Below are 19,464 nucleotides of genomic sequence, written 5' to 3' on the forward strand. Positions count from 1 at the left end.
GAACCCGCACTGCCGCGCCGGCGCTGCCCGGACCGCGGGCCGGGCGCTGATCGCACGGCGCACCCCCACCGACTTGCGCCGTTTGGGGCACTTCTGTGGTCAATCTGCCCCAATTGACGCAGATCGATGGTTGGCCCGGCACTGGCGCCGCTGCACAAGCGGGCCGCGCCAGATGATCTGCGCCGAATGGGGCGTTCGACCGGCCGTACTGCCCCGATTGGCGCAGATCGCTGCGGGCGGCGGGGCGAGCCTGTTGCAGCGAGCTACTCGACGACGAGCCCGACGTAGGCGGCGAGCACGGGCGCGAGCAGGCTCAGCTGGTAGTCGTCGACGGTGACGCCGCGCAGCCCCTCGAGTCCGTTGATCGTGGAGAACTCCGAGCCGCGGATATCGACGTTGACGCTGCGCGCGCCGGTGAGGTCGAGGGTTCCGATGCGGCAGTTGCGGATCGCGACGCGGTCGCCGCGGATGCCTCCCAGATCGAGTTCGCCGAGCTGGGTGTCTTCGATCAGCACGTTCGTGAGGCGCGAGCTGCGCAGGTTGAGGTAGTCGATCTTGCCGCCGCGGATATGCACGGCGTTAAGGTCGGCGTCGAACAGCTCGGCCGAGCCCCAGCGCGGGCTCTGCACGAGCGTGTCGCGCCAGGTCGTGCGTCCCGCCGAGAGGGTTGGGGCGAAGGAGGCGGTCAGCTGGCTGTCGACGAACCGGGCTCCGCGCAGCCGGGTGCTCGTGAGGGTGACCGCGTCGAACGCGCACTGGATGAAGCTCACACCGCTGAGGTCGTAGTCGGAGAGGTCGGCGTCGGAGTAGCGCTCGCCCTCGCGCTCGTCGCTCGGCCGCAGTCCCGTCGCGTCGACGTCGACCAGGTTGCCGGGCTCGGTAAGCCCGAGAACGGGCGGCTGGGTGCCTGTGGGGCGGGGCTTGGCCATGGGGGTTTCCTTGGGTTTTCGGTCCCTGAGCCTGTCCGGCCCCTGAGCCTGTCGAAGGGACGTCACCCGCTCGGGCGCTTCGATAGGCTCAGCGACCGGGATCAGGCGGCGGGGGTCGCGTCGGCGAGCTCGGCGCCGAAGATGGCGACGAGCAGCGTGCTCGTCCAGGCGATGAGGTCGGCGTCGTCGAGCGGCTCGCCGTTGATGCGCGGCATCGGCACTGCGACGCTCGCGTTGGCCGCGAAGTACTTCGACCCCGGGTACATGCGCTGCAGGCGGATCTGGATCGAGTCGGCCAGGGCGACGCCCGCGATGCGGATGTTGCCGCCCATCGCGACGACCTCGCTGAGCCCGGCCTTGACCGCCATGCGTCGCAGCCGCGAGACGGCGATGAGGTTGGCGACCTGCTCGGGCGGCTCGCCGTAGCGGTCGGTCAGCTCTTCGAGCACCAGGTCGATCTGCTCGGGGCTCGACGCAGGCGCCGACGCGGTCGACAGCTTCTGGTACGCCTCGAGCCGCAGCCGCTCGCTCTCGACGTACTCTTCGGGAATATGCGCATCCACCGGCAGTTCGAGCCGCAGCTCGGTCTGCCCCTCGGCGACGTCTCCCCTGAAGGTCGACACGGCCTCGCCGATCATGCGCAGGTAGAGGTCGAAGCCGACGCCGGCGATGTGGCCGCTCTGCTCGCCGCCGAGCAGGTTTCCGGCACCGCGGATCTCGAGGTCGCGCAGTGCGATCTGCATGCCCGCACCGAGCTCGTTGTTCGCGGCGATCGTGGAGAGGCGCTCGTGCGCGGTCTCCGACAGCGGCTTCATCTCGTCGTAGAGGAAGTAGGCGTAGGCCCGCTCGCGGCCACGGCCGACCCGGCCACGCAGCTGGTGCAGCTGGCTGAGGCCGTACTTGTCGGCGCGGTCGATGATGAGCGTGTTGGCGTTGGCGATGTCGAGGCCGGTCTCGACGATCGTCGTCGAGACGAGCACGTCGAACTTGCGTTCCCAGAAGTCGACCATGACCTGCTCGAGCACCGACTCGGGAAGCTGCCCGTGGGCGATCGCGATGCGCGCCTCGGGAACGAGTTCGGCGAGCTGCGCCGCGACGCGGTTGATGGATGACACGCGGTTGTGAACGAAGAACACCTGGCCCTCGCGCAGAAGCTCGCGGCGGATCGCGGCCGACACCTGCTTGTCGCTGTACGGGCCGACGAAGGAGAGGATCGGGTGACGGTCTTCGGGCGGGGTGGCGAGCGTCGACATCTCGCGGATTCCGGTGACCGCCATCTCGAGCGTGCGCGGAATCGGTGTGGCCGTCATCGCGAGGATGTCGACGTTCATCTTGAGCTTCTTGAGGGCGTCTTTGTGCTCGACGCCGAACCGCTGCTCCTCGTCGATGATGACGAGTCCGAGGTCTTTAAAGGCGATACTCTGGCTGAGCAAGCGGTGCGTTCCGATGACCACGTCCACCGTGCCATCCGCCAGCCCGGCGATCGTCTCTTTCGATTCCTTGTCGGTCTGGAACCGGCTCAGCGCCCGCAGGTGAACCGGGAATCCGGCGAAGCGCTCGGCGAAGGTCTCGAGGTGCTGGCGCACGAGCAGCGTGGTCGGCACGATCATCGCAACCTGCTTGCCGTCTTGCACCGCCTTGAACGCGGCGCGCACCGCGACCTCGGTCTTGCCGTAGCCGACGTCGCCGGAGAGCAGGCGGTCCATCGGGATGGGCCGCTCCATGTCGGCCTTCACCTCGTCGATCGTGGTGAGCTGGTCGGCGGTCTCGGCGAACGGGAACGCGTCTTCGAGCTCGCGCTGCCAGGGTGTGTCCTTCGGGAAGGCGTGGCCCTTCGATGCCATGCGCGCCGAGTACAGCTTGACGAGCTCGACCGCGATGTCGCGCACGGCCTTGCGCGCCTTGTTCTTGGCATTCGACCAGTCGCTGCCGCCCATCTTGCTGAGGTTCGGCGCCTCGCCGCCGACGTAGCGGCTGAGCAGGTCGAGCTGGTCGGTGGGTACATACAGCTTGTCGCCGGGGAGTCCGCGCTTGTTGGGGGCGTACTCGATGACGAGGAACTCGCGGCTGCGCTTGACGGCGTTGCGTCCGCCGGAGCTGACCTCGCGCTGCACGAGCTCGACGAACTTACCGATTCCGTGGGTCTGGTGCACGACGAAGTCGCCGGTCTTGAGCTGCAGCGGGTCGACGACGTTCTTACGGCGGCTGGCGAGCTTCTTCACCTGGCGGGCGTCGTAGCCGACCGCACGTCCGTAGAACTCGCTCTCGTTGATCAGCGCGAACTTGATCTCGGGGATCTCGAAGCCGTGCTCGGCGGATGCCTTGAGCGCGTAGGCGACGCCGGGTTCGAGAGCGGTCCCTGAGCCTGTCGCGGTCCCTGAGCCTGTCGCGGTCCCTGAACCTGTCGAAGGGAACTCCTCCACGATCCGCCCCGACAGCTCGCGCTCGGCGAGCACGTCGACGGCTCGCTCGACGAGGCCCTGGCCGCGGGCGACGATCGTTACGGTCCACCCGTCGTGGAGCAGCTGCTCGACGTGGTCGATCGCTCCCGTGGGCTGGCCGGCGAAGCTCGGAACGCTCGTCGCGTCGATGCGCACGTAGGTGTCGTCGGCGTCGAGCGTGGCGGCGACCTGGGACTCGAGCGCGTCGGTGACGGCGCCGCTGTCGAACGAGCTCATCGTCCACCAGGCGCGCTTGCCGGCAGACTCGCGCAGCGCGTTGAGCGTGACGAAGTCTCCCGCGTTGAGGTCGATCGGTGCCTGGGCGCCGGCCGTCGCGGCGTTCCAGGCGGCGGCGAGAAACTCCTGGTTGGTCTCGACGAGACTCACGGCGCGCGTCGCGACCTTCTCGGGCGACAGCACGACGACCGCGGCCTCGGCGGGCAGGTAGTGGGTCAGCGGAACGAGCCGGTCGAGCAGCGCGGGCGCGAGCGACTCCATGCCGTCGACGGGGATGCCCTCGCTGATCTTCGCGAGCATCTGGGCGAGACCCGGAAACTCGTGCTGCATCTCGCGGGCCCTCTGGCGAACGGCGGGGCTGAGCAGCAGCTCGCGGCTCGGCGGCAGCTGCGCGTGGGTGACCGTCTCGGTGAGCGAGCGCTGGTCGGAGACGGAGAACGGTCGGATCTGCTCGAGTTCGTCGCCGAAGAACTCGAGGCGCAGCGGATGCTCGTCGGTGGGAGCGAACACGTCGAGGATGCCGCCGCGCACGGCGAACTCGCCGCGGCGGGTGACCATGTCGACGCGCGAGTAGGCGAGGTCGATGAGCTGCTGCGTGATTCCGGGCAGGCTGTACCCGCGACCGCCGGCGGCGAGGTCGACGGTGGGTGTGTCGATGAGGTTGTCGGCGAGGGGCTGCAGCGCGGCGCGCACGCTGGCGACCACGACGATGGGCGTGGTCTTGTCCCATGCGGCGAGGCGGCGCAGGGCGGCGATGCGCTTGCCCACGGTCTCGCTGCTGGGGCTGAGCCGCTCGTGCGGCAGCGTCTCCCACGCCGGGAACTCGATGATCTCGGCGGTCGGCATGACCGACGAGAGCGACTCGCGCAGGGCCTCGGACTCGCGCCCGGTCGACACGATGGCGAGCAGCGCCTGCGCGTCAGGACGGCGCGAGAGCAGCCCGGCGATGAGCGGTGCGCGGAGTCCGTCGACGAGCGAGAACTCGGCGTTGCGGGTGGCGTGCGAGAGTGCTTCCTCGAACGTGGAGGCGCGCGAAAGCGCCGAAATCAAACCTTCGAGTATCACCGCTTAAGTGTAGGCGGTGCCGCCGACACTTGGCCGGGCCGAGCGCTCAGGACCGCGGGCTTCAGGACCGGACGCCTCAGGCGGAACCGTGGGCGGCGCCGGAGGCGCGTGACGGGCCGGACTGCACAGCGCGCACCTGGGCCGCATCCGTCACTTCTGACCAGACGCCCTCACGGTAGGAGCCGTAGGCCGGCGCCCAGCCGAGCTCGGCGCGCGCGCGGGCGTTGGAGACACGCATCGACGTGGCGGTGAGCAGCTCGGCCGCGAACGGCGAGGTGCGGCGCATCACCCACGAGGGCAGGCGGGTGGGATCGGGCTGCTGGAACGCGTGGGCGCGCTCGAACTGCAGTTCGGTCCACGAGGCGGGGGTGTCGTCGACGACGTTGAAGACGGATCCGGGCTCGGCGTCGAGGGCGGACACGGTGGCGGATGCCGCGTCGTCGACGTGCACGAAGGGGAGGTCTCTGCGCCAGTCCGATGCCACGACCGCGGCGTCGCCCCGGCCGCGGTAGACGGCGCCGAAGCGCAGTGCCACTCCCCCGAAGGCGCGCGCCTGCTGCTCGTTGCTCAGGGCGCTGCGCTGGATGACGTCGATGGGTCCGCCGGGCTGTGCGCCGAACGCGGCCTCCTCGTCGAGCACCACGTCGTCGAAGTCCTCGAGGCCGTAGCCCGCGAAGTCGGACGCGGCCACAAATCGCGTGGCGCCGGTGGCGCGCGCGGCGGCGATGAGGGCGCTCGTGCCCTCGGTGCGCAGCCGGTTGATCTGGCGCATCCGCGTGTACCGGCGAGGGATGTGGGCGCGGGCGCTCGTGAGAGCGATGACGGCGTCGAACTCGGCGCCCTGCAGCGAGGCGAGCAGCGACGGCCGGTCGAGAATGTCGGCGACGACCTCGGGCGCGCCGAGGGCCGTGACGGATCCGCGGGTGCGGGTGATGCCCGTGACCGTGTGGCCAGCGCGCGTGAGGAAGGGGAGCAGAGTGCGCCCCAGAACGCCGGAGGCCCCGGCCAGTAATACGCGCATGACACCCACCATAGGTGAGCGTCGCTGGGAAAACAGTCCCCCTAAGGGATGATCTCGGGAGGCTTGACCGGCGGTGGGTGCAGGGTGCGCGAACGGGCGCAAACGATGGTTGCCAGAGGGCGGTAGCGGATGCCTCGAGCCGGACTTTGCGGCCGGAACCGAGTCATCTCGCCGAAGCCGCTCGCGAAGGTGGGCGGCCGCCCCGGCCGCGCGACTACTCGCCGCTGGGCGCCGTGTGGAAGCGCAACTGCGCCGCGGTGAGACTCTCGCGGGTGACCTGCTCGACCGCGTCCGCGGCATCCGACACCAGGTTCGCGAGCGTCTTCTTCTCCTCGCCGGAGAAGTCCTTGAGCACGAAGTCCGCGGCGGGCTGGCGTCCGGGAGGGCGGCCGATTCCGATGCGCACACGGACGAAGTCGGGGCTGCCGATCGCGGCGGCGATGTCGCGCACGCCGTTGTGTCCGCCGTGCCCTCCGCCGATCTTGAGCTTGATCGAGTCGAACGGGATGTCGAGCTCGTCATGCAGGACGATGAGGTTCGATACGTCGAGCTTGTAGAAACGCAGGAGGGCCGCGACCGGCCCGCCCGACACGTTCATGTACGTGTTGGGCTTCGCGAGGATGAGGCGAGGGCCGGGGCCGCTCAGCCTGCCTTCGGCGACCGTGGCGTTCGTCTTCTGCGACTTGAACGGCGCACCGATTCGGCGCGCCAGTTCGTCGAGGGCCATCTGGCCCACGTTGTGGCGGTTCCCGGCGTAGCCGGGCCCGGGGTTACCGAGCCCGACTACAAGCCAGGGGTACTCGTCCAGCAGTGACTGCCTGGTTACTCGGCGGCCGGGGCGGCTTCTTCGGCTGCGGGAGCCTCAGCCTCTTCGCCCAGGTCCTGCTCGGCGGCGATGGAGATCGCGACGATGAGGGTGTCCTCGTCGGTGATGAGCGACGAGCCCTTCGGGAGAACGAGGTCCTTGGCGTGGATCGAGGTGCCGTCTTCTGCGCCCTCGATCGAAACGACGACCGACTCGGGGATGTTGGTGGCCTCGGCCTCGAGCGAGATGGTGTTCGCGTCCTGGTTGACCGTGGTGCCGGGAGCGGCTTCGCCCTCGAGGTGGATCGGGACGTCGATGACGACCTTCTCGCCCTTGCGCACGACGATGAGGTCGATGTGCTCGATGATCTGGCGAACGGGGTCCTTCTGCACGTCCTTGACGAGCGCGAGCTGGATCTTGCCCTGGATGTCGAGCTCGAGGATCTGGTTCGACTTGCGCAGGATGAGGCCGACCTCGTGACCCGGGAGGGTCACGTGCTGGGGCTCGGTGCCATGGCCGTAGATGACGGCGGGGATCTTGCCGACGGCGCGGATCTTGCGAGCCGCACCCTTGCCGAAGCTCTCGCGGAGCTCCGTGACGAGGTGGTTGCTGATTTCGGCCTGAGCCATGATTTATCTCCTAAAGAAACGCGGCCAGAGGCCCACGTAGATTTTCAACTCGAACGCATATGTCAGCGTGAGGAAGACGTGAGGCCGAATGGCCGATGCCCGCTCCACCGCGTCGATCACGGAACCGCCTGGGTTCCCTCGCCGAAGTACAACTGATTACTTTACACGAGCCGCCGCAGGTCACCAGTCGTGGACGGTGCCGTCGGCGAGGCGGTTGTAGGGCAGGTACGCGGTCTCGTAGGGGTATCTGCCGGCCTCGTCGACGTCGAGGTCGACGCCGATGCCGGGCTTGTCCCCGGGGTGGAGCATGCCGTCGGTCCAGGTGAACGACTGCTGGAACACGGCGTTGGTCTTGTCGCCGTGGCGCATGTACTCCTGGATGCCGAAGTTGTGGATCGCGAGCCCTAAGTGCATGGCGGCGGCCATGCCGACGGGTGAGATGTCGGTGGGCCCGTGCATGCCCGACTTGATCTGGTACTGGGACGCGTAGTCGAGGATCTTCTTCAGATGGGTGATGCCGCCGGTGTGGGTGACGGCGCTCCTGACGTAGTCGATGAGCTGTTCGCGGATGATCTGCTGGTAGTCCCACACGGTGTTGAAGATCTCCCCGATCGCCAGCGGGGTGGTGGTGTGCTGGCGCACCAGGCGCAGCGCCTCCGGGTTCTCCGCCGGGGTGACGTCCTCGAGCCAGAACAGGTCGTACGGCTCCAGCGACTTGCCGAGCTTCGCTGCCTGGATCGGGGTCATCCGGTGGTGGCCGTCGTGCAGCAGCGGCAGCTCCGGCCCGAACTCGTTCCTGACCGCCTCGAACACCGTCGGCACATGCCTGAGGTAGCTCCGGGTGTCCCAGTCCTCCTCCGCGGGCCTCGCCCCGCGCTGGGCGGGCTCGTGGTCGTAGCGCACACCGGTGTTGGCCTCGAAGGTGGCGTTGGAGGCGATGCCGTAGATCGACTTCAGCCCCGGTACCCCGGTCTGCACCCGGATCGCCCTGTACCCCTGCTCCTGATGCTCCCGCACACTGTCGAACAGCTCCTCGTTGCTCTTGCCCGAGGCGTGCCCGTAGGCGAGCAGCCCGGTGCGCGACGCCCCGCCGAGCAGCTGGTACAGCGGCATCCCCGCCGCCTTCGCCTTGATGTCCCACAGCGCCACATCCACCGCCGCGATCGCCGCCATCGTCACCGGACCCCGCCGCCAGTACGCGCTGCGGTACAGGAACTGCCAGGTGTCCTCGATCCGGTGCGCGTCGATACCGATCAAAAGCGGCACCACATGCTCCCGCAGATACGCCACCACCGAAAGCTCCCGCCCGTTCAACGTCGCGTCCCCCAACCCGGTCAACCCGTCGTCGGTCGTCAGCTTCAAAGTCACGAAATTACGGTCCGGGCTGGTCACGATGACGTCGGCGGCGATGATCTTCACGGGGGTTCTCCTGTAGTTCGGTGTTCGTGTGTCGGATCCGCTCAGCGGATCGTGGCTCCGGCCACGTGGTCGATGAGGTCGAGCTCGTCGCGACGCGGGAGCGACTCCCAGTCGCCCGACGCGCTGACGGCGAAGGCACCGAGAACGGCACCGCGGTCGAGCCGTGCGGCGAGCGGCAGCCCGTCGAGCAGCGCGGAGAGGTAGCCGGCGGTAAACGCGTCTCCGGCGCCGATGGTGTCGACGACCCGCACCTCGCGCGCGGCGCAGGCGGCGGTCTCGTCGAGCGTCCAGGCGGATGCGCCGTCGCCGCCGCGGGTGACGACGACCTGCTGGGCGCCGGCGTCGAGCAGGGCGCGCACCGCAGCCTGCTCGTCGCCGCCTGATTCGGGCGCGACCATGTAGAGCTCGTCGTCGGAGGCGAACACCACGTCGGCGAGCGCGGCCAGCCGGCGCAGAGTGACGGCCGCGACATCCCGAGCCCACAGCGCCCCGCGGTAGTTGACGTCGAGACTCACGAGCACGCCCAGCTCGCGCGCCCGGCTCGCCGCCCAGAGCGTGGCCTCGGCGGCGGAGCGCGAGAGCGCAGGCGTGATGCCGGTGAGGTGGAGCACGCGCGTCGAGGCGTCGAACGAGCCGTCGACGTCGGAGACCGAGACGGCCGATCCGGCCGAGTTCGCACGGTAGTAGGCGACGCGGGAGATGTCGGCGACCCGGCGCTCGATGAGCAGTAGCCCCGTCGCACGGGCGGGGTCGAGGTTCACCGTCGCGGTGTCGACACCCTCGGAGCGGAGGGTACGCAGGGCGAACGCCCCCACGTCGTCTGAGCCGAGCCTGCCGCCCCAGCGCACGGAGTGCCCGAGCCTGGCCAGCCCGATGGCGACGTTGGTCTCGGCGCCGCCGAGCGACATCGACATGGCGCCGCCGTGACGCAGTAGCCCCGCGGCGCGGATCGACCCCATCGTCTCGCCGAAGGTGACGACATCGAAGCCCATGTCAGCGTCCGCGCCAGGGTGCCGCCGCGGCCTGGAACTCCCGCGCACGCTCGCGCAGTGCACCGAGGTCGCCGCCGGACGGCGCGTCGCCGAGCAGCGGGGAGCCGAGTCCCACCGCGATCGCGCCGACGGTGAAGTACTCCTCGACCGCGGCGACGTCCACGCCTCCGACAGCCACGAACGGCACGTCGGGCAACGGGTCGCGCAGCGCCTTCAGATACGACGGCCCGCCGATCGACGCGGGGAACAGCTTGATAGCGGTCGCGCCCTGCAGCATCGCGCTCACGCTCTCGGTCGGGGTCAGCGCCCCCGCGATCACCGGAAACCCGAGTCGGGCGCTCTCGGCGACGCTGGCCGCGACCGCCGGGGTGACGGCGAAGGAGGCCCCGGTGTCGCGCACCCGCCGAACGTCGTCGACGGTGAGCACCGTGCCCGCGCCGATGTGCACGTCGGCCGGCGCCTCGCGAACCACCCGCGCGATCACGTCGAGCGCGTTCTCGGTGTTGAGCGACACCTCCAGATAGCGGAATCCCTCGTCGATGAGTGTCAGGGCCGAGGCGACGGATGCTTCGGCGTTCTGCCCTCGGATGATGGCGAGCAGGCGGTCCGCCGCCAATCCGTCGAGAAAGCTCTGTGTCATGTCAGTGGTTACCATTCTGCGAAGGAGCCGTCGGAGTGACGCCACACGGGGGTACGCCAGGCGTTGCCCAGCAGGTCGGCCGCGCGAACGGCGGCCTCGTCGACCTCGATGCCGAGGCCGGGCGCCGTGAGCAGCTCGAAGTGCCCGTCGACGAACGCCAGCGGCTCGGTGTCGACGACGTAGTCGAGCACCTCGGCACCCTTGTTGTAGTGGATGCCGATGCTCTGCTCCTGGATCAGGTAGTTCGGCGTCGAGAAGCCGACCTGCAGGCAGGCGGCGAGCGCGATCGGGCCGAGCGGGCAGTGCGGTGCGAGCTGCACGTCGAAGACCTCGGCGAGCGCCGCGATGCGCTTCACCTCGGAGATGCCTCCGGCGTGCGACAGGTCGGGCTGCGCGATGGCGACGCCGGCCTGCAGCACCGGCAAGAACTCCTGCCGGCTGTACAGCCGCTCGCCCGTGGCCACCGGGATCGTGGTGGAGCGCACGAAGTCGCCGATGAGGTGCGAGTTCTCGGGCACGACCGGTTCTTCGAGGAAGAACGGGTGGAACGGCTCGAGCAGCGGCGCCACCCGGCGGGCGCTCGCGAGGGTGAACCGCCCGTGGAAGTCGACGGCGACGTCGCGGTCGGTGCCGAGCACGTCGCGGGCCGCGGCGACCCGCTGCACGACGGCGTCGATCTCCGACACGCTGCCATTGCGGGTCATCCGCCCGCTCGCGTTCATCTTCACCGCGGTGAGGCCGACGGCCATCTGCTCGGCGATGTGGTCGCGCACCTCGTTGGGGTCGTCGCCGCCCACCCAGCCGTAGGCGCGGATGCGGTCGCGCACCGCGCCGCCCAGCAGACGGTGCACGGGAACGCCGAGCGCCTTGCCCGCGATGTCCCACAGGGCCTGGTCGATGCCGGAGACGGCGCTCGCGAGCACCGCTCCCCCGCGGTAGAAGCCGCCCTTGGTGAGCACCTGCCAGTGGTCCTCGATACGCGACGGGTCTTTGCCCACCAGGTATTCGGCGAACTGCGCGATGGCGGTGCGCACGATGCCCGAGTTTCCCTCGAGCGAGCCCTCGCCCCAGCCCACGATCCCGTCGTCGGTCTCGATGCGCACGAACAGCCAGCGCGGTGCGACCGCGAACGTCTCGACCGTTCTAATGAGCATGACGCTCGGCCTTCGTGTCGAGCATCGCGACGACGGCGTCGATGATCTCGTCGGGCGACAGGGCGATGTCGACGGCGACGCCGAGCTCGTCTGCCTGCAGCGGCTCGAGCGTGTCGAACTGCGACCTCAGCAGCCCCGCGGGCATGAACTCGTGCTGTCTGGCTCCGATGCGGGCGGAGATCAGCTCGATCGAGCCCTCGGGGTAGACCACGAACAGGTCGGGGGCGTGCTCGCGCAGCAGATCCCGGTAGGAGCGCTTGAGCGCGGAGCAGGCGACGACGATGCCGGTGTCGCCGTTCTCGGCGAGCACGTGACCGACGGAGTTCAGCCACGGAACCCGTGCCTCGTCCGTCAGGGCGTTGCCCGCCGCCATCGTCGCAACGTTCTCGGGCGAATGCAGCCGGTCGCCGTCGACGAACGCGACGCCGAGCCTGCCCGCGAGCAACGTGCCGATGGTCGACTTGCCCGCGCCCTGCACGCCCATGACGACGATGGGCGGAATGGTGGTGCTCATAGCGGCTATCCCTTGGTGGCGCCGGCGGTGAGGCCGGAGACGATGTACTTCTGCGTGAACAGCGCGATCACCATGATGGGCACGGTGACGACCACGGCGGCGGCCATCAGACCGCCCCAGTCGATACTCGCGTAGGCGACGAAGTCGAAGATGGCCACCGGCAGTGTCTTCGTCTCGGCGCCGGAGAGCACGAGCGCGAACATGAAGTTGTTCCACGAGAAGATGAACGACAGGATCGCGGCGGTGGCGATGCCCGGCACCGAGAGGGGCAGGGAGATCCGTAGGAACGCGCCGATCGGTGTGAGCCCGTCGACCTGCGCCTGCTCCTCGAGCTCGAGGGGCAGCGAGTCGAAGAACGACATCATGATGTAGACCACGAGCGGCAGCGACACGAACATGTGCGAGAGGATCAGCACCTCGAAGCCGCCGACCATGCGCAGGTTCGAGAAGATGATGTACCACGGCACGAGCAGGCTGACCCCGGGGATGATGCGGGCCAGCAGCACGACCGCCGCCGACTTCTTCATCACGTAGCGGCTCATCGAGTAGGCGGCCGGTACCCCGAGGATCAGCGAGAGCCCCGTCGAGGCGAACCCGATCCAGAAGCTGTTGAGGATGTACTGGAAGTAGTTGGCGCGCCCGAAGACGGTGTCGTAGTTGTCGAGGGTCGGCGTGAAGATGAACGCCTTCGACGAGTCGTAGATGTCGACGTTGGTCTTCAGCGACGCCAGGAACATCCACACCAGCGGGGCGATGAACGTGAGCACGATGAGGGTCAGGGCGATGACGCGGAAGACGCTGTAGGGGCGCACCTTCGTCTTGCGGTGCATTGGAGCCATGGGGGCAGCCTGCTGCTCCCGCTCGAGTGTGGCGGTCACGAGTTGTCCTTCTTCCTGCGGGCGGTGAGCAGCCAGATGCAGCCGATGATCAACATGAAGAAGACGATCAGAACCGCGGATGACTCGCCGTACTTGTTGTAGTCGAAGCTGAGTCCGTAGGCGTAGACGTTGAGCGTCTCCACCTCGTGGAACGAGCCGCCGCCCTTGCCCTTGGTGGCGTAGAGGATGTCGAAGGTCTTGAGGGCGTCGATGCCGCGCAGCAGGATCGCCGTGATGAACGTCACGCGGATGAGCGGGAAGGTCACGAACCAGAAGCGCTGCCAGGCGTTCGCGCCGTCCATGCGGGCGGCTTCGTCGGGCTCGTCGCTGAGCGATGTGAGGCCGGCCAGCAGGATGAGCACGACCATGGGGGTCCACTGCCACACGTCGATGAACATCAGCGTGGTGAGCGCGGTGTCCTGGCCGGAGAGGAACGGCTGGGCGGGGATGCCGAACCATGCCAGCGCCTGGTTGGCGAAGCCGATGTTCGGCTCGAGGATGAGGCGCCACATCATGCCGACGGCGACCGGGGTCGCGACCAGCGGGAGGAGGATGGCGACGCGCACCCACTTCTCTCCGCGGAACGGACGCCAGAGCAGCAGGGCGATGATCATGCCGAGCGTGAGCTCGAGCAGCAGCGCACCCCCGGTGAAGTAGACCGTGCGGGCGACGGCCGGCCAGAACCGGTCAAAATCGGTGAGCACGTCGGCGTAGTTCTCGAGCCCGATGAAGTCGGACTCCGCCCGCACCGATCCGCGGGCGTCGGTGAGGCTGAGGTACAGCGTCCATCCCACCGGGAAGGCGATGAGGAGGGACACGAAGATCATGGATGGGGCGGCGAACACCCACTTGCGGTGCTTGTTGGCCCAGCGGGAGAACGACTCCCGGGGACCCTGCTTCTGGATGGCGACGGTGCTCATCGGCAAACCTTTCTGTGCTGCGGACGTGCCGACCCCTCGCGAGGCCGGCACACCCGATCAGCTAGTGCGAAACCGACGGACTACTTCTCGTCGTCGAGGAACGCCTGGAACTCGGCCTGGGCGTCGTCGATGGCCTGGTCGACGTCGCCGCCGGTGATGGCCACCACGATGGGCTTGCCGACGATCTCACGTGCCTCGGGAACCGAGACCACGAGCGGGCGGTCGTAGCCGACGCCGTTCTCGGCCGAGGCCTTGATCGCCTCGGCGAGGTCGGTCGGGTAGGTCTCGACTCCGGCCTCGTCGTCCCAGACCGACGCGCGGGGTCCCGGTACGCCTTCCTTCTGGATCTCGAGCACCTTCTCCTTGCTGGTGAAGTACTCGATGAACTTCCAGGCGTTGTCGCTGTTGGGCGACTCGGCCGAGATGCCGAGGGCCCACGACGGCACGTTGTACGGGCGCGCTCCGTCGTCGCCGGCGGGGAACGGCGCGAAGCCGACGGTCTCGGAGACGGTGGAGTTGGCCGGGTCGGTGGCGTTCTTGTAGAGGCTGTCGGCCTCGGTGTAGAAGGCCGATCCACCCTGCGTGAAGATCGCCATGGCCTCGGGCCAGCTCATGTCGGTCGAGACGTTCGCCGGTCCGTACTCGCGGATGAGCTTTCCGTACAGCTCGACGGCCGACTTGAACTCCTTGGTGTCGAGCGCGGCGTTGCCGTCGTCGTCGATCCACTCTCCGCCCTGGCTGTGCAGGAAGCTGGAGAACTGGGTCACGGCGGCGGCGACACCGGTGCGGGCGACGAAGCCGGCGGTGCCGGGATTCGCGTCTTTGATGGTCTTGGCCGCCGACTCGAGCTCCTCGAGCGTGGTCGGCACCTCGAGACCTGCGGCCTCGAGCAGGTCCTTGCGGTAGTAGAGCACCTCGCGCTCGGTGATGGTCGGAACGCCGACCACCTCGTCGTCGACGGTCGTGGATGCGACGGGGCCGCTCTGGAAGTCGCTCCAGTCCCACTCGTCGTTCGACTCGGTGTAGTCGGTAAGGTCGGCCAGCCAGCCGTTCTGCGCGAAGAGCTTGCCCTCCTGGAGGGGGCGGTACATCATCACGTCGATCTCGTCGCTGCCCGCGTTGAGCTTGACGTTGTACTGGTCGCTGAGCTGGTCTTCGCCGAGCTGCGTGAGGTTGACCTTGATGCCGGTCTCCTCCTCGAAGGCGGGGAGGGACGCCGTGACGATGTCCGTCCAGACGTGGTTGGCGAGCGTGACGTTGAGGGTCTTCGACCCTTCGTCTTCCTGCTCAGAGGAACTGCTGCACGAGACCAGTGTCGCGGCGAGAATCGCTGCGGTGGCGATACCGGCGACTCGCAATGTGCTGTGGCGCTGCATGTCGACTCCATTCCGGGCCGACGCGTCGTTACGAAAGGCCCAGCCAGATGCATCTTTACATCCGTCTTGTCAGAGAGATTATCTCCAAAGATCATACTTATGCAATAGCCGTGAATCCATGAGTATGATTTCTCCGTGAGCGACAGCGACGTGACCGGCCCTCCGCACCTGCACGGCTCCGTCGCGTCCCGCACTCACGACGCCCCCGGCCTACACTCGCAGGTGCTCGACGAACTCGGTCAGGCCATCTGCGAGGGGCGCATGCCCGCCGGTGCGACCTTCACGACCGAGGCCCTCGAGAACAAGTACCAGGTGTCGCGGTCGGTGATCCGCGAGAGCCTGCGCGCGCTCGAGGCGATGGGCATGGTCACGTCCAAGCGCCGGGTCGGCAACCGCGTGCTGCCGATGAGCGAGTGGAACGTCTACGACCTCAGCGTCATCCGCTGGCGCCTCGCCGGGCACGGCCGCATCGCGCAGCTGCGCTCGCTCACCCAGCTGCGCACCGCGATCGAGCCGGAGGCCGCGAAGCTCGCCGCCAGCCGGGGAGCCCTCACGCAGGCCAGCGACCTGATGGGTCTCGCCGGCCGGCTCTGGGCGGCGGGCCGCAGCGGCGACCAGGACGAATTCCTCACCCTCGACATCCAGTTCCACTCCCTGGTGATGGAGATGAGCGGCAACGAGATGTTCACGCGGCTCAACAACCTCGTCTCCGAGGTGCTGATCGGCCGCACCAACTACGGCCTTATGCCGCAGTTTCCGCACGACGAGGCCCTGCAGATGCACGTCGATGTCGCGAACGCGATTCAGAGCGGCAACGCGGATGCCGCTGGCGCATCCATGCTCGGGATCATGACCCGCACGATCCGCGAGATGGGCCAGATCTGGGACCAGAACCTGCAGCACGGCACGACCTCCACCGCCTGACGCCCCGGAGCATCGCCTGTGAGGTTTGTTACGTCGCCGGGCGGCTCCCGCGGCACGCGCACTAACCTTGGAGGGTTCCAGCCCAGATCTATCAAGGAGACATCGTGGCCAGCGAAAGCACCGCACAGGCAAATATCGGCGTAGTGGGTATGGCGGTGATGGGCTCGAACCTCGCCCGTAACCTGGCCTCCCGCGAGGGCAACACGGTGGCGATCTTCAACCGGTCGTTCGAGAAGACCCAGACGGTTCTCGACGAGCACCCCGAGGCCGAGTTCATCCCCGCGTCCTCCTACGAGGAGTTCGCCGCGTCGCTGTCGAAGCCGCGCACAGCGATCATCATGGTGCAGGCCGGCCGCGGCACCGACGCCGTGATCGACGCGCTGACCTCGGTCTTCGAGCCCGGCGACATCATCGTCGACGGCGGCAACGCGCTGTTCACCGACACCATCCGTCGCGAAAAGGCCGTGCGCGAGACCGGCATCAACTTCGTCGGCACCGGCATCTCCGGCGGCGAGGAGGGCGCACTGCTCGGCCCGTCGATCATGCCCGGCGGATCCGCCGAGGCCTACGAGACCCTCGGCCCGATCCTCTCCTCCATCGCCGCGGTCGTCGACGGCGTCCCCTGCGTGACCCACGTCGGCACCGACGGCGCCGGCCACTTCGTCAAGATGATCCACAACGGCATCGAGTACGCCGACATGCAGCTCATCGCCGAGGCCTACGACCTCATCCGCCGCGGCACCGGCTACTCCCCCGCGCAGATCGCCGACGTCTTCACCGAGTGGAACAAGGGCGAACTCGAGAGCTACCTGATCGAGATCACCGCTGAAGTGCTCAAGCAGGTGGATGCCTCGACCGGAACACCCCTCGTCGACCTGATCCTCGACCAGGCAGGCTCCAAGGGAACCGGCGTCTGGACCGTGCAGAACGCCCTCGACCTGGGCATCCCCGTCTCGGGCATCGCCGAGGCCGTGTTCGCCCGTTCCCTGTCGTCGAAGCCCGCGCAGCGCGCCGCGGCATCCGCCCTCCCCGGACCGGCCGAGCCCTGGGGCGTCGACAACAACGAGGCGTTCATCGAAGACGTGCGCCGCGCCCTCTACGCCTCGAAGATCGTGGCCTACAGCCAGGGCTTCGACGCCATCGTCGCCGGCGCCGAGCAGTACGGCTGGGACATCAAGAAGGGCGACATCGCCACTATCTGGCGCGGCGGCTGCATCATCCGCGCGCAGTTCCTCAACCGCATCACCGAGGCCTACGCCGAAGACCCGGGGCTGGTCGCCCTCATCACGGCGCCGTACTTCACCGCCGCCGTCACCGGCGCTCAGGAGTCGTGGCGCCAGGTCGTCGCGCACGCGGCCAAGGCCGGGATCCCGGCACCGGCGTTCTCGTCGTCGCTGTCGTACTACGACGGACTCCGCGCCGACCGCCTGCCGGCCGCGCTCGTGCAGGGCCAGCGCGACTTCTTCGGAGCGCACACCTACAAGCGCGTCGACAAGGAAGGCACGTTCCACACGCTGTGGAGCGGCGACCGCAGCGAGATCCAGGCGGTCGACAGCCACTGAGCGATTCGGTCTACCAGCGCGGCTCGTCGGAACCCAGTTCCGTCGGGCCGCGCTGCCAATTGAGCCGCGTGCCGCCGACAGCCAACGGAGACGGCAGCACATCGGCCGGGCCCCACGGGGTGTCGATGCGCGTCGACCCCGGTCGCCGAGCCGCTTGCGGTCGCTGAGCCTGTCGAAGCGCCCGCTCCGAGTGCGGCCCTTCGACGGGCTCAGTTTCTTCGACAGGCTCAGGCACCGCGGCCGCCAGCTCCACCGCCGTGCGCGCCAGCGACAGCCGCGCCGAGCTCGCGACGCCCTCGCGCCTCACCCGCCCCAGCGCGACGACCGCGGCCGCGGCCGCGAGATACCCGGTCGCGTGGTCGAGGGCCTGCACCGGCAACGGAGTGGGCTTCGAAGCATCCGCCCATCGCATGCCGGCCTCGGCGATGCCGCTCGACATCTGCACGAGGCTGTCGAAGCCACGGCGGCCGGCCCACGGTCCGCTCCAGCCGTAGGCGTCGAGCGACACCTCGACGAGCCCGGGGCGCAGCACACGACGGCGTGCGAGCGGCACGAGCGCCTCGAGCGCCCCCGGACGGTAGCCGTGCACGAGCAGGTCGGCGCCGGCGATCAACCGCTCGAGGGCGTCGCGCCCCACGGTGGTCGTCGCGTCGATGCGGGTCGCCCGTTTGCCGAGCGTCATGTCGGGGACGACCGCGGGCTCGTGCCAGTCGGGCGGGTCGACGCGCAGCACGTCGGCGCCGAGCCCCGCGAGGAACCGCGTCGCCACCGGGCCGGCGATCACCCGGGTCAGGTCGAGCACGCGCACGCCGTCGAGCGGTCGCCCCGGGCTCGTCCTCCAGTGCGGGCTGGGCTCGGCCGCATCCGTCGTCGTCCAGTGCACGAGCGGTTCGCTCGCCACGGCCGCGCCCTGCGGATGCCCCGCCCACTCCGCCGCGCTGCGCATGACGGCCGCGCATCCGCCCGCCGACACGACGGCGGCCTCGAGGTCTTCGCCCGACCAGCGGGCCACCTCCGCCGCCACGAGCTCGCGGTCGGCCGCGACGCCGAGCACCCCGAGCGCGGCCGCCTTGTGCCGTAGCGCGTTGGTGTGCAGCCGGATCCAGCCGTCGGCGCTCTGGTAGTCGCCCGCGACTGCGTCCCACGGCGACGGGACCTGCCAGCCCACCGGGGTGATCGCGCTCGCGAACCAGGCGTCGGCGAGGGCGCGGTCGACGGTGACCCCGGCCGTGCCGTCGGCGAGCGCCCCGACTTCGGTCGCCCCGTCCTCGGTCGCTCCCTCTTCGGCCGCCCGGCCTTCGATCGCCCCGTCGAGACCGCTGACGGCGACTCCCGCGGCGGCGATCGCGGCGGCCGCGAACTCGGAGACGGCGAACGCGGAGGTCAGCGTCGACTCGCCCGTGAACATCGCCGGAGCCGGTTCGGCGCCGAGCGCCGCGGTGAACGTCTCGAGCAGCGCGTCGTCGATCATGGGCCCACTGTAGGCAACGGCCGACCATCGGAACAGCGGCCTGCGAGAATTGCAGGATGACCGACGAACATCCCGAGCTGAACGGCTACGAGCCCGGCGACGGAAAGCCCCTGCGATCCAAGCGCACCGTCATGATGATGCGCGTCGTCGTCGTGCTGGCCCTGGTCGGCCTCGTGCTGCCCGGCATCGTGACGACCTTCAGCGTGGCCGCGTCGTCGGCGCAGTCCGCGTGCGGGGTGTGGGTCGCGTACTCGGTCGCCGGGCAGAGTGGGGCGGATGCTCGCTTCGAGGTGTTCGGACCGGGCGGCATCGGCTGGGAGTGCTACTCGGACGGCGCCTTCGGCGGCGACGAGCACATCGCCTCGCTCGGGCTGATCCCCGGACCGCCGCGGCTCCCCCTCGTGCCCGACATCGACGCGTAGGAGCGCGCGCCCGGGTCGCGCCTCCGGGTCATCCCCACGGCTCGTTTCCTCGGCTCGCGTGCAGC

General features: G+C 68.9%; 17 protein-coding genes. 3 read left to right on the forward strand and 14 right to left on the reverse strand.

Translation table 11 applies throughout. The features are described 5' to 3' along the window. Positions 1 to 263: 263 nt before the first annotated feature. From ABIE21_RS09280 to ABIE21_RS09340, 13 genes are all read right to left on the reverse strand, one after another. Entirely contained in the window at positions 264 to 929 is a 666-nt protein-coding gene (locus ABIE21_RS09280; RefSeq protein WP_354024542.1) for a pentapeptide repeat-containing protein, read from the reverse strand. A gap of 101 nt (positions 930 to 1,030) precedes the next feature. Then, complete coding sequence (gene mfd, locus ABIE21_RS09285) at positions 1,031 to 4,672, reverse strand: transcription-repair coupling factor (RefSeq protein ID WP_354024543.1); 3,642 nt, start codon at positions 4,670 to 4,672, stop codon at positions 1,031 to 1,033. A gap of 76 nt (positions 4,673 to 4,748) precedes the next feature. Continuing rightward, complete coding sequence (locus ABIE21_RS09290) at positions 4,749 to 5,693, reverse strand: NAD-dependent epimerase/dehydratase family protein (protein ID WP_354024544.1); 945 nt, start codon at positions 5,691 to 5,693, stop codon at positions 4,749 to 4,751. Positions 5,694 to 5,907: 214 nt separating this feature from the next. After that, positions 5,908 to 6,501 carry an aminoacyl-tRNA hydrolase gene (gene pth / locus ABIE21_RS09295; RefSeq protein ID WP_354025147.1) on the reverse strand — a complete coding sequence of 198 codons (594 nt, stop codon included), beginning with the start codon at positions 6,499 to 6,501 and terminating at the stop codon, positions 5,908 to 5,910. 14 nt (positions 6,502 to 6,515) lie between these two features. Further along, positions 6,516 to 7,127: a 50S ribosomal protein L25/general stress protein Ctc gene (locus tag ABIE21_RS09300; protein ID WP_354024545.1), complete on the reverse strand. Its 612-nt coding sequence runs from the start codon at positions 7,125 to 7,127 to the stop codon at positions 6,516 to 6,518. 180 nt (positions 7,128 to 7,307) lie between these two features. After that, entirely contained in the window at positions 7,308 to 8,546 is a 1,239-nt protein-coding gene (gene manD, locus ABIE21_RS09305) for a D-mannonate dehydratase ManD (protein ID WP_354024546.1), read from the reverse strand. 41 nt (positions 8,547 to 8,587) lie between these two features. Then, a complete protein-coding gene (locus ABIE21_RS09310; RefSeq protein WP_354024547.1) occupies positions 8,588 to 9,538 on the reverse strand; it encodes a sugar kinase in 951 nt (316 codons plus the stop codon). A 1-nt stretch (position 9,539) separates the two neighbouring features. Further along, positions 9,540 to 10,178, reverse strand: coding sequence for a bifunctional 4-hydroxy-2-oxoglutarate aldolase/2-dehydro-3-deoxy-phosphogluconate aldolase (locus ABIE21_RS09315; protein ID WP_354024548.1), 639 nt, complete (start codon positions 10,176 to 10,178; stop codon positions 9,540 to 9,542). Positions 10,179 to 10,186: 8 nt separating this feature from the next. Further along, the gene (gene dgoD / locus ABIE21_RS09320) at positions 10,187 to 11,332 is read right to left on the reverse strand and encodes a galactonate dehydratase (protein ID WP_354024549.1); all 1,146 of its coding nucleotides are present in this window, start codon (positions 11,330 to 11,332) and stop codon (positions 10,187 to 10,189) included. Continuing rightward, positions 11,322 to 11,846 (reverse strand): gluconokinase, encoded by a 525-nt coding sequence (locus ABIE21_RS09325; RefSeq protein WP_354024550.1) that lies wholly within the window; start codon positions 11,844 to 11,846, stop codon positions 11,322 to 11,324. Before ABIE21_RS09325 ends, dgoD begins: the two co-directional genes overlap by 11 nt. Positions 11,847 to 11,851: 5 nt before the next feature. Continuing rightward, on the reverse strand, positions 11,852 to 12,724 hold the full coding sequence (locus ABIE21_RS09330) for a carbohydrate ABC transporter permease (RefSeq protein ID WP_354024551.1): 873 nt from the start codon (positions 12,722 to 12,724) through the stop codon (positions 11,852 to 11,854). Continuing rightward, on the reverse strand, positions 12,721 to 13,644 hold the full coding sequence (locus tag ABIE21_RS09335) for a carbohydrate ABC transporter permease (RefSeq protein WP_354024552.1): 924 nt from the start codon (positions 13,642 to 13,644) through the stop codon (positions 12,721 to 12,723). The genes ABIE21_RS09330 and ABIE21_RS09335 overlap by 4 nt, the downstream gene beginning before the upstream one ends. A gap of 80 nt (positions 13,645 to 13,724) precedes the next feature. Continuing rightward, a complete protein-coding gene (locus ABIE21_RS09340; RefSeq protein ID WP_354024553.1) occupies positions 13,725 to 15,020 on the reverse strand; it encodes an ABC transporter substrate-binding protein in 1,296 nt (431 codons plus the stop codon). 135 nt (positions 15,021 to 15,155) lie between these two features. On the opposite strand from ABIE21_RS09340, the gene ABIE21_RS09345 reads away from it, so the two are divergent. Together ABIE21_RS09345 and gndA are read left to right on the forward strand one after the other, a co-directional pair. Next, the gene (locus ABIE21_RS09345) at positions 15,156 to 15,944 is read left to right on the forward strand and encodes a FadR/GntR family transcriptional regulator (RefSeq protein WP_354024554.1); all 789 of its coding nucleotides are present in this window, start codon (positions 15,156 to 15,158) and stop codon (positions 15,942 to 15,944) included. A 104-nt stretch (positions 15,945 to 16,048) separates the two neighbouring features. Beyond that, on the forward strand, positions 16,049 to 17,506 hold the full coding sequence (gndA, locus tag ABIE21_RS09350; RefSeq protein ID WP_354024555.1) for an NADP-dependent phosphogluconate dehydrogenase: 1,458 nt from the start codon (positions 16,049 to 16,051) through the stop codon (positions 17,504 to 17,506). 10 nt (positions 17,507 to 17,516) lie between these two features. Here gndA and ABIE21_RS09355 read toward each other — a convergent pair whose 3' ends face one another. Beyond that, positions 17,517 to 18,977, reverse strand: coding sequence for a CoA transferase (locus ABIE21_RS09355; RefSeq protein ID WP_354024556.1), 1,461 nt, complete (start codon positions 18,975 to 18,977; stop codon positions 17,517 to 17,519). 56 nt (positions 18,978 to 19,033) lie between these two features. Between ABIE21_RS09355 and ABIE21_RS09360 the strand changes: the two genes are divergently transcribed. Then, positions 19,034 to 19,399: a hypothetical protein gene (locus ABIE21_RS09360; RefSeq protein ID WP_354024557.1), complete on the forward strand. Its 366-nt coding sequence runs from the start codon at positions 19,034 to 19,036 to the stop codon at positions 19,397 to 19,399. Positions 19,400 to 19,464: the final 65 nt, after the last annotated feature.

The organism is Conyzicola nivalis, from assembly GCF_040548875.1.
Taxonomy (GTDB): domain Bacteria; phylum Actinomycetota; class Actinomycetes; order Actinomycetales; family Microbacteriaceae; genus Conyzicola; species Conyzicola nivalis_A.

Coding starts and splice junctions, on each gene's coding strand:
- ABIE21_RS09325 (WP_354024550.1), bottom strand. CDS start 11,846: ATGAGCACCACCATTCCGCCCATCGTCGTCATGGGCGTGCAGGGCGCG.
- dgoD (WP_354024549.1), bottom strand. CDS start 11,332: ATGCTCATTAGAACGGTCGAGACGTTCGCGGTCGCACCGCGCTGGCTG.
- ABIE21_RS09360 (WP_354024557.1), top strand. CDS start 19,034: ATGACCGACGAACATCCCGAGCTGAACGGCTACGAGCCCGGCGACGGA.
- ABIE21_RS09335 (WP_354024552.1), bottom strand. CDS start 13,644: ATGAGCACCGTCGCCATCCAGAAGCAGGGTCCCCGGGAGTCGTTCTCC.
- ABIE21_RS09355 (WP_354024556.1), bottom strand. CDS start 18,977: ATGATCGACGACGCGCTGCTCGAGACGTTCACCGCGGCGCTCGGCGCC.
- ABIE21_RS09310 (WP_354024547.1), bottom strand. CDS start 9,538: ATGGGCTTCGATGTCGTCACCTTCGGCGAGACGATGGGGTCGATCCGC.
- ABIE21_RS09280 (WP_354024542.1), bottom strand. CDS start 929: ATGGCCAAGCCCCGCCCCACAGGCACCCAGCCGCCCGTTCTCGGGCTT.
- ABIE21_RS09300 (WP_354024545.1), bottom strand. CDS start 7,127: ATGGCTCAGGCCGAAATCAGCAACCACCTCGTCACGGAGCTCCGCGAG.
- ABIE21_RS09340 (WP_354024553.1), bottom strand. CDS start 15,020: ATGCAGCGCCACAGCACATTGCGAGTCGCCGGTATCGCCACCGCAGCG.
- ABIE21_RS09290 (WP_354024544.1), bottom strand. CDS start 5,693: ATGCGCGTATTACTGGCCGGGGCCTCCGGCGTTCTGGGGCGCACTCTG.
- ABIE21_RS09315 (WP_354024548.1), bottom strand. CDS start 10,178: ATGACACAGAGCTTTCTCGACGGATTGGCGGCGGACCGCCTGCTCGCC.